Below are 14,083 nucleotides of genomic sequence, written 5' to 3'. Positions count from 1 at the left end.
GAAACACTCGTCGCTTAGATTAGCGGCCATCGTTGATCTCAGCAGGATGTGTGCAGCAATGGATTTCAACCCGATCGCAACGCCAATTCGCCTTGCCACCGGAGAATTTCATGTCCATGCCTGCATTCATCACACTCTCCAATCTGTCGTGGTCCACGCCTGACGGCCGCCCGCTTTTTTCAAGTCTCGATCTAAGCTTCGGCGCGGACCGAACGGGTCTTGTCGGCCGCAACGGCGTTGGCAAGACCACGCTTCTCAAGCTGATCTCAGGCGAACTCCAGCCTTTGTCCGGGACCATTGCGTTAGGCGGCCGCCTGGGCGTGCTCCGCCAAAGGGTCCAGGAGGAAGCCGAAGAAACGGTTGGCGCTCTCTTCGGCGTGACCGAGGCGCTCGCCGTCCTTCGGCGTGCCGAGGCGGGCGAGGCGACCGCTGAAGAGGTTGCATCGGCCGACTGGATGCTGGAAGCCCGCATTGCTTCGGCCCTCGATCGCGCAGGGATCGACGCAGAGCCCGAAACGCACCTTGTTGCACTGTCGGGTGGACAGCGCACGCGGGCAGGGCTTGCAGCGCTGATCTTCTCCGAGCCCGATTTTCTCATCCTGGACGAGCCGACCAACAATCTCGACCGTGAAGGCCGCCAGGCCGTCATCGACCTCATTGCACACTGGCGGGCGGGGGCCATCGTCGTCAGCCATGACCGGGAATTGCTCGAAACCATGGACGCCATCGTCGAAGTGACTTCGCTTGAGGCTACGCGTTACGGCGGCAACTGGAGCCAGTATCAGGAGCGCAAGGCTTTAGAATTGGCTGCCGTGCAGCATGATCTCGCCGATGCCGAGAAGCGTGTGGCCGAGGTTGCCCGCAGCGCCCAAGCAACGGCCGAACGGCAAGCTCGCAGGGATCGTATCGGCCGGAGGAAGGCTGCCAGAGGCGACATGCCGCGTATTGTCGCCGGCGGCTTGAAGGAGCGCAGCGAAGCAACAGGCGGCGATAACGCCCGGCTTGCCGAACGCCGGCGTACCCAGGCGCTCGAAGATGCGGCAGCCGCGCGCGAGAAGATCGAAATCCTGCAGCCCTTTTCAGTGACGCTTCCGCCGGCCGGACTGCCTGCCAACAAGGTCGTCCTGAAGATGGATTCGGTGACGGCGGGCTATCGGCCTGCCGAGCCGGTCCTCAGCGATCTGTCCTTCGGCATCGTTGGACCGGAGCGCATCGCCGTCACCGGCCCGAACGGTTCTGGCAAGACGACATTGCTGGCGCTTGTCACCGCGGAGTTGAAGCCCTGGACCGGGACGGTCTCGGTCATGACCAAATTCGCAATGCTCGATCAGCAAGTGAGCCTTCTCGATGCGTCGCTTTCGATCCGCGAGAACTTTCTGCGGATAAATCCGCGCGCGGTTGAAAATGCTTGTCGCGCGGCGCTTGCCCGGTTCATGTTCAGGGCCGATGCGGCGCTCCGGATCGTATCGACGCTCAGCGGCGGCCAGCTGTTGCGCGCTGGTCTGGCGTGCGTTCTGGGCGGACCGGAACCGCCGTCGCTCCTGATCCTGGACGAGCCGACCAATCATCTCGACCTCGATTCGATCGCTGCGGTCGAGAGCGGATTGCGTGCCTATGACGGCGCGCTGCTGGTCGTCAGTCACGACGAAGTCTTCCTGGAAGCCATTGGGATTACGCGCAGACTGGAATTGCCTACGGCCCGTTTACCAGCTTGAGGATAAGCTGCTGGATGTTGCCGCCTTGGCCCATTTCGACTTTGTCGAAGTCGCGGCCCTGCTGGCGCTGGTATCCGGAGAGTTCGCCCAGGCGTTTTGTCAGCACGACGCGGATCTTGCTGCAGTCCGGATCGTCGGCGGCGGTGAGGCCGAGGCTGTAGGCTTCAATCGCCTTGACCATATGCTTTATGGTTTCGCCGTGCCAGCGCTCGTGGGTCTCGACCCCAGTAATGAAGGTGTCCCAGCTCGCCTTGGTTGCAGGTGGCAGCTGTGTCGTCGGCTTAGGTAGAGTGTAAGTGATAATCAGTTTCGGCCGCGCCACAGTCAGCCTGCAGGACCTGTCCGCCTGCGGCTCGTATTTCCTGGTCCAGGTGAGCTTGAAGGTCGTGTGCGCGATGACGCGTCCGATGCCAGCCTTTGGGCCGTGTTCGCCGATCGATGCGTAGAGCTCGGCGCCGGATCTGCCAGTGATGGTATAGGGCTTGACCTGTTCGACGGCCTGCCATTCCGCGTGGGCGGCAGCAGGTATCGGCAGGGCCGCCATCATTACGCATAACTGAATGCTTCTTCTCACGTGAATCCCTCAAGCAACGGGGCGACACTAAAGGGCGCAAAACCTGCGTTCAAGCGGCTGAAAGCAGGCAATCGCCCGGCAGCAATCTGCGGGCGCACTTTTCCACCTTGCTTCGCGGCTGCGAATCCTGCCAAGTCGCTCCCATGCAATTTGCTCCGCAACAGGACGAAGCCCTGAAGGCCGTTTCGAAATGGCTGAAGGAGGGCCGCTCGCCGCTCTTCCGTCTGTTCGGCTATGCCGGAACGGGCAAGACGACGCTCGCGAAGCATTTTGCGGAGAATGTCGATGGCGACGTGTTGTTTGCCGCCTTTACCGGCAAGGCGGCGCAAGTGTTGCGATCGCGCGGTGCCAGCAATGCCAAGACCATCCATTCGCTGATCTATCGCCCGCGTGGGGAAGAGGCTGTCGAGGACGAGGAAACCGGCAAGACCTCGATGACGCCGATGTTCACCATCAACCGGCAGAGCCCGGTCGCCAAGGCGGCGCTGATCATCGTCGACGAATGCTCGATGGTCGACGAGGCGCTTGGAAAGGACCTGATGAGCTTCGGCACACCGATCCTGGTGCTCGGCGATCCCGGACAGCTGCCGCCGGTTTCGGGCGGCGGCTTCTTTACCAATCAGGAGCCGGATTACCTGCTGACGGACATTCACCGCCAGGCGCGCGACAATCCGATCATTAAGCTTGCGATGCAGGTGCGCGAAGGCAACGAGATCATGTATGGCGACTACGGCACCGCCCAGGTGATCGCCAAGAACGAAGTCAACCAGGCCCTGGTGCTCGATGCAGATCAGGTGCTTGTCGGCACCAACCGCACGCGGCGCCGCTATAACCAGCGCCTGCGGGAGTTGAAGGGCTTTTCGGCGGATTATCCGCAGACGGGCGACAAGCTCGTCTGCCTGCGCAACGACCCCGCCAAGGGGCTGCTCAACGGTTCGCTCTGGCAGGTCATGACGTCATCGAAGGAGACGACGAAGCCGGGCATCAACCTGCTCGTGCGGCCGGAAGACGACGACATGGATCGCGGCGCGGCCAAGATCAAGCTGCTGAAGCAGGTTTTCGAGGATGTCGAAGGCGAAATCCCGTGGAATACGCGCAAGCGCTACGACGAATTCGATTACGGCTATGCGCTCACCGTGCACAAGGCGCAGGGCTCGCAGTGGAACAATGTCGTGCTTTTCGATGAAAGTTGGGCCTTCCGCGATACGCGCGAACGCTGGCTTTACACGGCGATAACGCGCGCGGCGGAGACGCTGACGATCGTGCGGTGAAGCTGCGGAAACGGCGGCGGCCGTTGCCAGAACGTTATACCTTGACGATGCCGAGAAGCACTGCCTTGGTGATCGCCTGAAAGCGGTTGTTTGCTCGGAACTTCAGGATGATGTCAGCTTCGAGCGCCTGTGCTTCGTCATGCTTCAGGTCAAGCGCGCGGGCGATACGCTGCGTCGAGAAGCCTTCGGCCATCAACGAGAGGCAGCGCAGTTCCTCATCCGAAAGGGAGGCTTGATCCTCGTTGTCGTTCAGCGGCGGTATCTCGCTGCTGGCGTCGGGGTCGAGCAAATCGCTCACCTGTTGCAGCTGACGGTGCAGCGTCGACATTTCCGCCGTCAGCTCGCGCTTGCGCACGGCGAGTGCCTCCTGGAAGATTGCCTCTGCTTCCTCCTGCGAGGAGGCACGGCGCAATTCGTCCATCAGTTCCTGAACGACCGCAATCGGCATTCCGGTTTCGCGGCAGACGTTGATGACGGCCATGCGCATCACGTCGTCCTCGCCATAAACGCGCATCAGGCCGATACGGTTTGCCGACAGCAATCCTTTCTCTTCGTAGAAATGCAGCGTCCTGTGCGTGACCCCGAATGCGTTCGCCATCTCGGCGATAGGCACCGGTCCCTCAGGCAAATCCGGCGGCAGTGCGGCAGATGGCAGGAACCGGTATCTGGACCGGCGCTCCGAAGACTTACCGGCGGCGGCACGTTTGGTACCGTCTGGCATGAACCCTCCTGGGGCAAAAGTTGCACCTCATGCGGTTTTGCCAGTTGCTTCGAAGGCGCTGCGGAGTGGTGATTCCTCGAGGCGTTCTTGTCGTCGGGAAGAAGCAGTACGCGGCGTACTTACTCGATACTTATTCTCACGTTATGCGTGAACGTACATTTTTGTAAGTGCTAAAAATAATCGCTTTTAAATAGGATAGCAACGCAGCGCCCGAAAACTTATATCCAACGTAACGTTGGCCGGATAGGGTGCCCGCGGCGGCTGAATTTCTTGCGGCCGAATGGGAAATACTCCTGCCGTAGACCCTTTGCGACCATGCGGTCGTCCATCACAGATTTGCATGCAGTCATATGCGAATCTCGTTGGCCTCGCCGGGCCCATTGGCATAAAAAGCAGCTCACGCTTTTCGCACTGAATGGATCATCGACATGCCGACGACGCTTTCCGTCAATCTCAACGCCATCGCCATGCTTCGCAACAGGCGCGATTTGCCCTGGCCGAGCGTCGAGGCGCTGGGGCGCATCGCCTTGCAGTCGGGGGCCAGCGGGCTGACCGTCCATCCGCGGCCCGACCAGCGGCACATCCGCTTCTCTGACCTGCCGGTGATCCGCAATCTGATCGACGACGAGTTTCCGGAGGCCGAGTTCAATATCGAGGGCTATCCGACGCAGGAATTCCTCGAACTCTGTAAAGGTGCCGCGCCCGAGCAGGTGACCCTCGTGCCTGATGATCCATCGCAGGCGACCTCCGACCACGGCTGGGATTTCCGCAAGCACCAGGCTTTTCTCACGGATGTCGTCGCAAAACTGAAGAAGATGGGTACCCGGGTTTCGCTGTTTGCCGACGGCGACGGCGATGCCGAGGCGGTGAAGATCGCCAAGGCGACGGGGGCGGACCGGATCGAGCTTTATACCGGTCCTTATGGCGGCTGCTACGATGCCCCGGAGCGGGCAAGCCCCATTCTCGAAGCGCTCGGCAAGACGGCGGACGCAGCACTCGCAATCGACCTCGGCGTCAATGCCGGCCACGACCTGACCGTCGCCAACCTGCCGCCGCTTGTGAAGCGCATCCCGACGCTTGCGGAAGTTTCGATCGGTCACGGCCTGACGGCGGATGCACTGGAATACGGCATGGCGCAAACCGTGCGGCGGTTCTGCCGTGCGTGCGGGCAGAAGATATGAAGTGCTTCTTCTTTCGAACGGGGGGCGCGCAACGAGAGTGCAGAGGGTCTCGACGTCTCATCTCCTCATCTCTGTCCTCGGGTGAGACCCGAGAATTGTCACAGAGATCCAGCTACGGCGCGTCTTCGCGGCGAATGACTCATTTATACCTTGAAGGGAGTGTCCTGCGCTCCGCTCGATTCCTGTGAAAGGCACGCGAATGAGAAAAGGGAGGGCAGGGCAAGACAGCGGCGTCCTGTTTGCCGCTCCTGGCTGCGATTGAAGTGCCAGGAGATGCCCGCCTTGCCCTCCTCATCAACTCTTGATGAGGCAGAAACCGACGCTTACGTCAGCAGAGCCGCCTTGTTTGCAACGAAGAAGTCGTCGAGCTTCTGCGTCTGCTTGCCGGTCAGCGCCCTGAAGTCGTCTGTGAGGAGGTCGAAGTTGCCGGCGCGGATGTTGGCGTCGGCTGAGACCAGCATGTCGGCGACAAAATCGGGAAGGCCTGCGCCGCGCATGCTCTGGCCGAGTTGCTCGTCGCTGACCTTGACGGCCTGCAAAGGCTTTCCGACAGCAGCCGCGATGCCGGCGGCGATCTCGTCGGCGGTCAGCGATTGGCTGCCCGTCAGCGTGTAGGTCGCGCTCTCACCCGTTGCGGAGGCGAGGGCGGCGGCAATTGCCAATGCGCAGTCTTCGCGCGAGATATTGGAAACCTTGCCGTCGCCGCTTGCCGTGTACCAGCTGCCGGACTGCAGGTTATGCGGCATGCCGTGTAGATAGTTGTCGAAATACCAGGCGTTGCGGATGATCGTGTAGGGAACGCCGGCAGCCTTGATGGCGTTCTCGGTGCCGAGGTGATCCGGTGCGAAAGTGACGAGCGACTTGTCCGGCGAGGGCATCGAGGTATAGGCGATGTGCTTCACGCCGGCTTTTGCCGCAGCCTCCACGGCGGCCTTGTGCTGCGTCAGACGCTGGCCGGGGACGGCCAGCGCGTCGGTGCTGATGATCAGCAGGCGATCGACGCCCCTGAAAGCGGCTTCGAGGCTTGCCGCATCGTCGAAATCGGCCTTGCGGGTGGCCACGCCTTTGGCGGCGAGCGACGCGAGTTTCGCCGGGTCGCGGGTGGCGGCGATGATGCTTCCGGCCGGAACCTTGTAGGTTTCGAGCAGGTGATGAATGACGCGCCGGCCAAGCTGGCCGGCCGCGCCGGTGACGAGAATCGTTTCGCTCATAGGTCTTCCTCTATATGGTCTCAAAAAGAGAGCAGCTCTAGAATAGGAATTGACTTCGAGCTGTAAAGAAGGCAGTTTTTCCGCTCTACGTTACCAAAAGGGAACCATCCCATATGAGCGCTGTCCTCAATCTAAAGAGCAAGCCCGCCCCCGGCATCCGCCGGGAGATCGATCTGGGGAGTCTCGATTTCAGCAATTGTCCAGTCCGGGACATGATGCAGCAGATCGGCGGCAAGTGGTCGACGCTGCTTTTGGAAGCGCTTGCCGCGCGGCCATACCGTTTCGGCGAGCTGCGGCGGAAGATACCGGATATCTCGCAGAGGATGCTGACGCAGACGCTGCGCGACCTGCAGCGCGAAGGCTATATCGAGCGGGAGGTGTTTCCGACGAAGCCGCCAAGCGTCGAATACCGGGTCACCGAACTCGGGCGCTCGCTTTACGCCACGCTGGCGCTGCTTTTGAACTGGGCGGAAGCAAATCATGACGCCGTTCGCGACGCTCGCGCCCGCTTCGACACTGCTGAAGGTTGAGGCGCAGCTTACTTTCCGCGCCCCTCGGTGAGGAAGAGCAGGAAGGCGAAAGCCGGAAAACAGAAGCCGATCCAGGCTGTCATCGTCCATCCACCTGCCGCATAGGCCCAGCCGCCGAGCGCGGAGCCGAGAGCGCCGCCGGCAAAAAAGGTCGCCATGTAAAGACCGTTCAGCCGGCTTCGGTGGTCGGCGCTGATCGCATAGATCGCGCGCTGGCCGCAGACCAGATTGGTCGTCACGCCGAAATCCAGAAGGATCGCGGCTGCCGTCAAAAGGACAAGCGCGGTCGGCGAGCCGTCGGCTGCGAAATGGCTGATGACGAAGGACACCATGCCGATGAGCATGGCAAAGGCAGAAGCGATCTGCGTCAACCCACGATCGGCCAGGCGTCCGGCAATCGGCGAGGCGACGGCACCGGCAGCGCCGGCAAGCGCGAAGAGCGCGATACCGTTCTGGGTTAGGCCGAAAGCCGGGCTTGCAAGTAAAAGCGGCGTCGTCGTCCAGAACAGGCTGAAGGCACCGAACATTCCGGCCTGATAGAGCGCGCGGCGCTGCAGGATGCGGGAGGTCATCGCAAGGTGTAGCATCGAGGCAAGCAATGCGCCGTAGCCGAGCTTCGTGTGCGGGATGCGAACCGGCAGCTTTGCGCGCAGGATGAGGACCAGCCCGACCATGACGACTGCGGTGATGTAGTAGACCATGTGCCACGACGAGGCTTCGGCGATGAAGCTCGCAAAGGGACGGGCCAGCATGATGCCGCAGAGAAGGCCGCTCATGACGTTGCCGACGACACGGCCGCGCATCGCATCCGGCGCCATATGGGCGGCGAAAGGCACCAGAACCTGCACCGCGACCGAAGAGAGGCCGATACAGAGCGAGGCCAGCAGGAACAGGGCGGGCGTTGAGGAGAGTGCTGCGCCGATGAGCGCGACTGCCGATACTAGGATCAGCATCAGCACGAGGCGGCGGTTTTCGAGCAGGTCGCCGAGCGGCACGATGAGGAGCAGGCCGAAACCGTAGCCGATCTGCGTCAGCGTCACGATCAGGCCCGTGGCTGCCGGCGTGAATCCGAGATCGGCACTGATCGGGCCGGCCAGTGGCTGGCCGTAATAGAGGTTGGCGGCGACGAGGCCGCAGGCGGCCGCGAAAAGGAATGTCATAAAAGGCGAGATCGCCCGGGGTATAGCGGCCTCGTTCGTTGCAGTTGAAATACTCATGAAAAACTCCGGTATGCTGATCTGGGGGAGGATCGGTCTTGAAGTCGTTCTGCGCCACCCGCTTGTTGCGGGCGAAGCGCTGTCAGTCGAGAAGTTTTATGGCGGCGTCCGCCACGGCGGTCATGTCGTCCTCTCGGCGGCCCGTCTTGCCGGCGACGCGCATGCCCTTCGTCAGGCAGAGCAGGGCGCGGGCAGCCGTTACAGCGTCCAGCATTTTTGGGATCGAGCCGTCGCACTGGCCGAGCCGGATGAGGTTCAGCAGCAAGTCTTCGTTGGCGGCAAAAGCAGCCGCGACGCGCTCCGCGGCCTCCTCGTCGAAGATCGCAAGCTCGTTGGCGCTACCGACGACGAGGCAGCCGCGCCGGCCGATGTCGCCATGCGATGACGCAGCGTAAAAGCGCAGGATTTCACGGATTTTGTCACGGCCGGTCTCGACCCTGCCCAAGCGCTCATCAAGCAGGCCGCGGCGCACGGCGCGGTACCGGTCAAAGGCGGCAAGAAAGATGCCGCGCTTGTCCTTGAAGGCCTTGTAGACGCTGCCGGAGGTAAGCTCCATCGCGTCCGTCAATTCGCTGATCGAGGCTGCGTGGTAGCCCCGCTCGGAAAAGACGCAGAGCGCCTTGTCGAGCGCTGCGTCCATGTCGAATTCGCGCGGCCTGCCGCGGGTTCGGCTTTTGTCATCGAGAGTTGCCGTCGTCATGGCTCACGTAATTAGGAAATGATCGTTTCCAAATCAAGCGAAACTTTTGCGGCACGACAGCATCAGAGGTCGAGAACCCAGGTCTGGCCGTTTTCCTCTGGCCCGAACATGCGGTGTCTCTCTTCGGAGACAAGACGGAAACCGGCTTTGACATAGATGCTGCGTGCGGCGTGCAGAACGTCGTTGGTCCAGAGCGATGTCTGGCGGTAACCTTTCGCCCGCGCGAAGCGAATGCACTCGTCGACCAGCGTCTTGCCGAGACCAAGCCCCCGCGCGGCCTCCTCGACATAGAGGAGGCGGAGCTTGGCAACGCCGTCGCCACCGTTCGTCACAAGAATAGACCCGACGTTGATGCCATTGCGCTCGGCGATCCAGCAATATTCCATCGCCGGATCGAAGGTCGCCAGGAACTTGCCGGCGACCTCGGCCACCAGGCCCTCGAAGCGCATGTCCCAGCCATATTCCTCGGCATAGGCCTTGCCCTGGCTCTGCACGATCCAGCCGATATCGCCGGGTCTATGTGCGCGGATGACCGCAGGGGACCGTTTGACGCCCGGGTCGAGCAGCGAGCGGATGGTCTGCATCGCGTTGACGACGATTTGCGACTCGCCAAGGGCAAGCGCATCGAAACGTTCGGCGATCTGCACGTTCGAGCGGCGGCCGAGTTCCTGCAATTGCTCGCCTCCCTTGCCGGTGACCGTGATGATCTGGCTGCGCAGATCGGCGGGATCGGCCTTCGTCTCGATGAGACCGTCGCTGCGGAAGCGCTTCAAAATGCGGCTGAGATAGGCGGGATCGAGATGCAGGTCGCGGACGAGCGCGACGGCGCTGATTCCGTCATGCGCGCCGATTTCGAACAGCACCCGTGCGTCCGTCAGGGTGAACGGCGAGTCGAGATAGGCTTTGTTCAGCACGCCGAGGAAGTTGGTGTAGAAGCGATTGAAGTCGCGGGCGGCATCGATAAGGGAGGAATCGGGCATGGACAAAATCTCCTGATAGGAGACCTTGTCCTGCAATTGATTGACTCAGTCAAGTAAGCTGCATGTTATGCAGCCTCTGTTTCATCGCTCCGCTCCTTGCCGATTGAAAAATCGACGGCCGCCCTTGCATGGATCGCCGTGGTGTCGAAGCCGGGCAGAGGCAGCTTGCCGGGGTCCAGGATGAGGCAGATCTCGGTGCAGCCTAGAATGATGCTGTCGGCGCCTTTGGCGCGTTCGCGTTCGATGATGTCCATCAGCTTCGTCCGCGAACTGTCGAGCACCTTTCCGGCGCAAAGTTCGTTGAAGATGATGTCGTGAACGACAGTGCGGTCGGCTGCATCCGGGACCGTCACGTCGACGCCCACGCCCTTCATGCGGTCGGCGTAAAAGCCATGCTCCATCGTGTAGCGGGTTGCGAGCAGCAGCGGACGCTTGCGCCCGGCCGCCTTGAGCGACTTCGCCGTCTCGTCGATGATATGGATCAGCGGAACCGAGAGGCGCGATGCCACCTGATCGGCGATCAGGTGCATGGTATTGGTGCAGATGAGTACGCAGCGGACGCCGGCGGTCTGCAGGCGAAGCGCTACATCGCCGAGGCGTGCTGCAGCGCCGTCCCAGTCGCCGGCCTTCTGCATGGTGACGATCTCTTCGAAATTGACGGAATGCATGACGAGTTCGGCCGATGCGAGACCGCCAAGGCGTTCGCGGACCATCTCGTTCACCAGACGATAATAGATCGCCGAGCTTTCAAAGCTCATGCCGCCGATCAGGCCGATTGTCTGCATTTCCACGCTCCTGCTTTTTGATTTCTGAGGCCGAAAGGATGCCTCAGTCGCTGCGCCGAATATTTGCATTCTTTGACGTTGATTGCAGTGACGAGCTATCAGTTTGCGCAATATTTTGGTAATGTGCAAAAAATCAGCGTCAATTAAAGAGATGGCAATGCTTGACGATCGCGATAGAAAGATTCTCGACCTTCTCCAGGCCGATGCCGGCATTTCCGTCAGCGATCTTGCCGAGCGCGTCGCGCTTTCGGTTTCGGCCTGTTCACGCCGCATCCAGCGCCTTGAGGAAAGCGGCCACATTGCCCGACGCATCGTTGTGCTCGACCGCAAAAGGATGGGCGTGCCGACCACCGTCTTTGCGCTGATCAAGACGGCGCATCATTCCGACGAATGGATTGAGACGTTCCGCAGGGCGATCAGCGGCATTCCGGAGATCGTCGAGGCCCATCGGCTCACGGGCAATCAGGATTACATCCTGAAGATCGTGCTGCCGCGCGTCGAACATTACGACGTCATCTACAAGCAGATCGTCCGCAAGATCGAGCTGTTCGACGTCTCGGCTTCGATTTCCATGGAGATATTGAAAAGCGGCAGCGCGATCCCGGTCGGCTATGCCGATTAAGATCGCACGGCAGCTATGTTGAAGGGGCCGTTGAAACCTGCCTGCAAAGGGCGACATTTGCGTCAGCAAACAGCAAACAGCAAACAGCAAACAGCAAACAGCAAAAAGGCTATGTCATGAGCGATCATCGGATCGTCGTTGTCGGCGGGGGTTTCGGCGGGCTACAACTCGTCAACGGGCTCAAGGGTACCGGGGCCAAGATCACACTGGTCGATCGTCGCAACCACCATCTCTTCCAGCCGCTGCTCTATCAGGTCGCGACGACGATCCTATCGACATCGGAGATCGCCTGGCCGATCCGTCATCTCTACAGCAACAGGCCGGATGTTACGACGCTGCTCGGCGAAGTCACCGGCGTCGACACCGCGGCAAAGCAAGTGACATTACGCAGCGGATTGACGTTAAGTTATGATACGCTCGTTCTGGCCACCGGCGCAACGCATGCCTATTTCGGGCGCGACGAGTGGGCGCCCGTTGCGCCAGGCCTGAAAACGCTGGAGGACGCGACGACCATCCGCCGGCGCGTGCTGCTCGCCTTCGAGCGTGCGGAGACGGAAATCGATCCGGTCACGCGTGATGCGCTTCTGACCTTCGCAATCGTCGGCGCAGGACCGACCGGAGTGGAACTTGCGGGCATCATCGCCGAGCTGGCGCGCAAGACGCTGCCGCGGGAATTCCGCAACATCGATACGCGCAAGGCGAAGGTCGTGCTGATCGAGGCGGGGCCGCGGGTGCTTTCAAGCTTCGCCGAGGAGCTTTCGGCTTATGCGCAGCAGGCGCTCGAAAAGCTCGGCGTCGAGGTTCATCTCGGCGAGTTCGTAACGGACTGCACCGCCGCCGGCGTGAAAGTCGGCGAGAAGTTCATTGCCAGCAAGACGATCGTCTGGGCGGCTGGCGTGCAGGCCTCGCCTGCGGCAAAATGGCTAAATAGTCCAGCCGATCGGGCAGGGCGGGCAATTGTCGAAAAAGACCTGAGCGCGCCGGGATTGCCAAAGGTCTTCGTCATCGGTGATACGGCGTCCGTCGTTCAGAACAACGGCAAGCCGGTGCCCGGGATCGCGCCTGCCGCCAAGCAGCAGGGCGCTTACGTCGCAAAGGTCATCCGCGCGCGCCTACAGGCAAAGCCGGCGCCCGGACCTTTCCGGTACTGGCATCAGGGAAGCCTTGCGACGATCGGGAAAAGCGCTGCCATCATCGACTTCGGCAAGATCAAGCTGAAAGGGTGGATCGCCTGGTGGATATGGGGCATTGCCCATATCTACTTCCTGATCGGGACGCGCTCGCGCTTTGCCGTTGCCTGGAGCTGGCTGTGGATCTATCTGAGCGGTCAGCACAGCGCGCGGCTGATCACCCAGAAGGAAACCATGCGGGAAGAGAATTAAGAGAAAGGCGGCTCGGGTGAGCCGCCCTTCCGTTGTCAGGCAGCCAGCGAGGCGATGTCGATGACGAAGCGGTAGCGCACGTCGCTCTTGATGACGCGCTCGTAGGCTTCGTTGATGTCCTGGATGGCGATCTTCTCGATTTCGGAGACGATGTTGTGCGCGCCACAGAAATCGAGCATTTCCTGCGTTTCCTTGATCGAGCCGATCATTGAACCGGAAAGGCTCTTGCGGCCGGCGATGACGGAGAAGGCGTGGACAGGAACGGCATGTTCCGGAACGCCGACGAGCACCATGGAACCGTCGAACTTCAGGAGGTTGAGGTAGGCGTTCCAGTCGATCGCCGTGCCGACCGTATTGATGATCAGGTCGAAGGTGCCGGCGAGCGTCTTGAAGGTCTCGGCATCGTTGGTCGCGTAATAGTCCTTGGCGCCGAGCTTCAGGCCGTCTTCCTTCTTCGACAGCGTCTGACTGAGCACGGTGATGTCCGCGCCCATGGCGGCGCCGAGCTTGACGCCCATATGGCCGAGACCGCCCATGCCGACGATTGCGACCTTCTTGCCGGGGCCGGCCCTCCAGTGACGAAGCGGCGAATAGAGCGTGATGCCTGCGCAAAGCAGCGGCGCGCCTGCATCGAGCGGGATGTTGTCCGGGAAGGAGAGGACATAGCCTTCCTTGACGACGATCGAGTCGGAATAGCCACCGTAGGTCGGCGTTTCGCCGTCCGCTTCGACGTCGTTGTAGGTCTGGGTGAGCCCCGGCAAGAAATGCTCGTAGTCGAGGTCGCGTGTGGCACAGCCGATGCAGGAATTGACGAAGCAGCCGACGCCGACGCGGTCCCCGACCTTGAACTTCGTGACTTTCGAGCCGACAGCCGAAACCACACCTGCAACTTCATGGCCCGGCACCATCGGGTAACGCGAATTGCCCCATTCGTTGCGGGCCTGGTGGATATCGGAATGGCAGACGCCGCAATATTGGACGGAAATGACGACGTCATCGTCATTCGGTTCACGGCGTTCGAAGGTGAAGGGCGCCAGCGGTTTTGACGCGTCAGTGGCGGCATAGCCTTTTGCAATAGCCATCTGAATCTTCCTTTGATTTGAGGAATTGGACGGCCGGACGATGCATCGAAACTGCTAAGAGGCGTTAGAGCAATCCTGCGAGCTTTTTGCACGATCCTGCAAATCCGTTACC

Annotated in this window: 14 protein-coding genes; 6 read left to right on the top strand and 8 right to left on the bottom strand. The window is 61.1% G+C overall.

Annotated features, from left to right (window positions below):
• Positions 1–116: 116 nt before the first annotated feature.
• On the top strand, positions 117–1,715 hold the full coding sequence (locus tag RGR602_RS11980; protein ID WP_039845289.1) for an ABC-F family ATP-binding cassette domain-containing protein: 1,599 nt from the start codon (positions 117–119) through the stop codon (positions 1,713–1,715).
• Here RGR602_RS11980 and RGR602_RS11975 read toward each other — a convergent pair.
• The gene (locus tag RGR602_RS11975) at positions 1,693–2,262 is read right to left on the bottom strand and encodes a DUF922 domain-containing Zn-dependent protease (RefSeq protein WP_223844013.1); all 570 of its coding nucleotides are present in this window, start codon (positions 2,260–2,262) and stop codon (positions 1,693–1,695) included. The two genes, RGR602_RS11980 and RGR602_RS11975, sit on opposite strands and share 23 nt — an antisense overlap.
• A gap of 170 nt (positions 2,263–2,432) precedes the next feature.
• Here RGR602_RS11975 and RGR602_RS11970 point away from each other — a divergent pair, with 170 nt between their 5' ends.
• Positions 2,433–3,560: an ATP-dependent DNA helicase gene (locus RGR602_RS11970; RefSeq protein WP_039845288.1), complete on the top strand. Its 1,128-nt coding sequence runs from the start codon at positions 2,433–2,435 to the stop codon at positions 3,558–3,560.
• Positions 3,561–3,594: 34 nt separating this feature from the next.
• On the opposite strand, the gene RGR602_RS11965 is transcribed toward RGR602_RS11970, so the two are convergent.
• Positions 3,595–4,281, bottom strand: coding sequence for a MerR family transcriptional regulator (locus tag RGR602_RS11965; RefSeq protein ID WP_039845287.1), 687 nt, complete (start codon positions 4,279–4,281; stop codon positions 3,595–3,597).
• A gap of 428 nt (positions 4,282–4,709) precedes the next feature.
• On the opposite strand from RGR602_RS11965, the gene RGR602_RS11960 reads away from it, so the two are divergent.
• Positions 4,710–5,462 carry a pyridoxine 5'-phosphate synthase gene (locus tag RGR602_RS11960; protein WP_039845286.1) on the top strand — a complete coding sequence of 251 codons (753 nt, stop codon included), beginning with the start codon at positions 4,710–4,712 and terminating at the stop codon, positions 5,460–5,462.
• Positions 5,463–5,785: 323 nt separating this feature from the next.
• On the opposite strand, the gene RGR602_RS11955 is transcribed toward RGR602_RS11960, so the two are convergent.
• A complete protein-coding gene (locus RGR602_RS11955) occupies positions 5,786–6,673 on the bottom strand; it encodes an SDR family oxidoreductase (RefSeq protein WP_039845285.1) in 888 nt (295 codons plus the stop codon).
• Positions 6,674–6,786: 113 nt separating this feature from the next.
• Between RGR602_RS11955 and RGR602_RS11950 the strand changes: the two genes are divergently transcribed.
• The gene (locus tag RGR602_RS11950) at positions 6,787–7,203 is read left to right on the top strand and encodes a winged helix-turn-helix transcriptional regulator (protein WP_039845284.1); all 417 of its coding nucleotides are present in this window, start codon (positions 6,787–6,789) and stop codon (positions 7,201–7,203) included.
• An 8-nt stretch (positions 7,204–7,211) separates the two neighbouring features.
• Here the strand turns inward: RGR602_RS11950 and RGR602_RS11945 are convergent, their stop codons facing one another.
• The 4 genes from RGR602_RS11945 to RGR602_RS11930 all read right to left on the bottom strand — a co-directional run bounded on the left by RGR602_RS11945 (position 7,212) and on the right by RGR602_RS11930 (position 10,885).
• On the bottom strand, positions 7,212–8,420 hold the full coding sequence (locus RGR602_RS11945; RefSeq protein ID WP_039845283.1) for an MFS transporter: 1,209 nt from the start codon (positions 8,418–8,420) through the stop codon (positions 7,212–7,214).
• Between the two features lie 82 nt (positions 8,421–8,502).
• On the bottom strand, positions 8,503–9,120 hold the full coding sequence (locus tag RGR602_RS11940) for a TetR/AcrR family transcriptional regulator (protein ID WP_039845282.1): 618 nt from the start codon (positions 9,118–9,120) through the stop codon (positions 8,503–8,505).
• 62 nt (positions 9,121–9,182) lie between these two features.
• Complete coding sequence (locus RGR602_RS11935; RefSeq protein ID WP_039846823.1) at positions 9,183–10,100, bottom strand: bifunctional helix-turn-helix transcriptional regulator/GNAT family N-acetyltransferase; 918 nt, start codon at positions 10,098–10,100, stop codon at positions 9,183–9,185.
• Between the two features lie 65 nt (positions 10,101–10,165).
• A complete protein-coding gene (locus RGR602_RS11930) occupies positions 10,166–10,885 on the bottom strand; it encodes an aspartate/glutamate racemase family protein (RefSeq protein WP_039845281.1) in 720 nt (239 codons plus the stop codon).
• A gap of 157 nt (positions 10,886–11,042) precedes the next feature.
• Here RGR602_RS11930 and RGR602_RS11925 point away from each other — a divergent pair, with 157 nt between their 5' ends.
• Together RGR602_RS11925 and RGR602_RS11920 are read left to right on the top strand one after the other, a co-directional pair.
• A complete protein-coding gene (locus RGR602_RS11925; RefSeq protein WP_039846822.1) occupies positions 11,043–11,507 on the top strand; it encodes an Lrp/AsnC family transcriptional regulator in 465 nt (154 codons plus the stop codon).
• Positions 11,508–11,623: 116 nt separating this feature from the next.
• The gene (locus tag RGR602_RS11920; protein ID WP_039845280.1) at positions 11,624–12,889 is read left to right on the top strand and encodes an NAD(P)/FAD-dependent oxidoreductase; all 1,266 of its coding nucleotides are present in this window, start codon (positions 11,624–11,626) and stop codon (positions 12,887–12,889) included.
• A 35-nt stretch (positions 12,890–12,924) separates the two neighbouring features.
• On the opposite strand, the gene RGR602_RS11915 is transcribed toward RGR602_RS11920, so the two are convergent.
• A complete protein-coding gene (locus RGR602_RS11915) occupies positions 12,925–13,971 on the bottom strand; it encodes an NAD(P)-dependent alcohol dehydrogenase (protein ID WP_039845279.1) in 1,047 nt (348 codons plus the stop codon).
• Between the last annotated feature and the right edge of the window lie 112 nt (positions 13,972–14,083).

Origin of the sequence: Rhizobium gallicum bv. gallicum R602sp (genome assembly GCF_000816845.1) — a bacterium.
GTDB classification, from domain to species: domain Bacteria; phylum Pseudomonadota; class Alphaproteobacteria; order Rhizobiales; family Rhizobiaceae; genus Rhizobium; species Rhizobium gallicum.
Note: the sequence above shows the minus strand (reverse complement) of the source record. Positions and strands in the feature narration are given on the sequence as shown.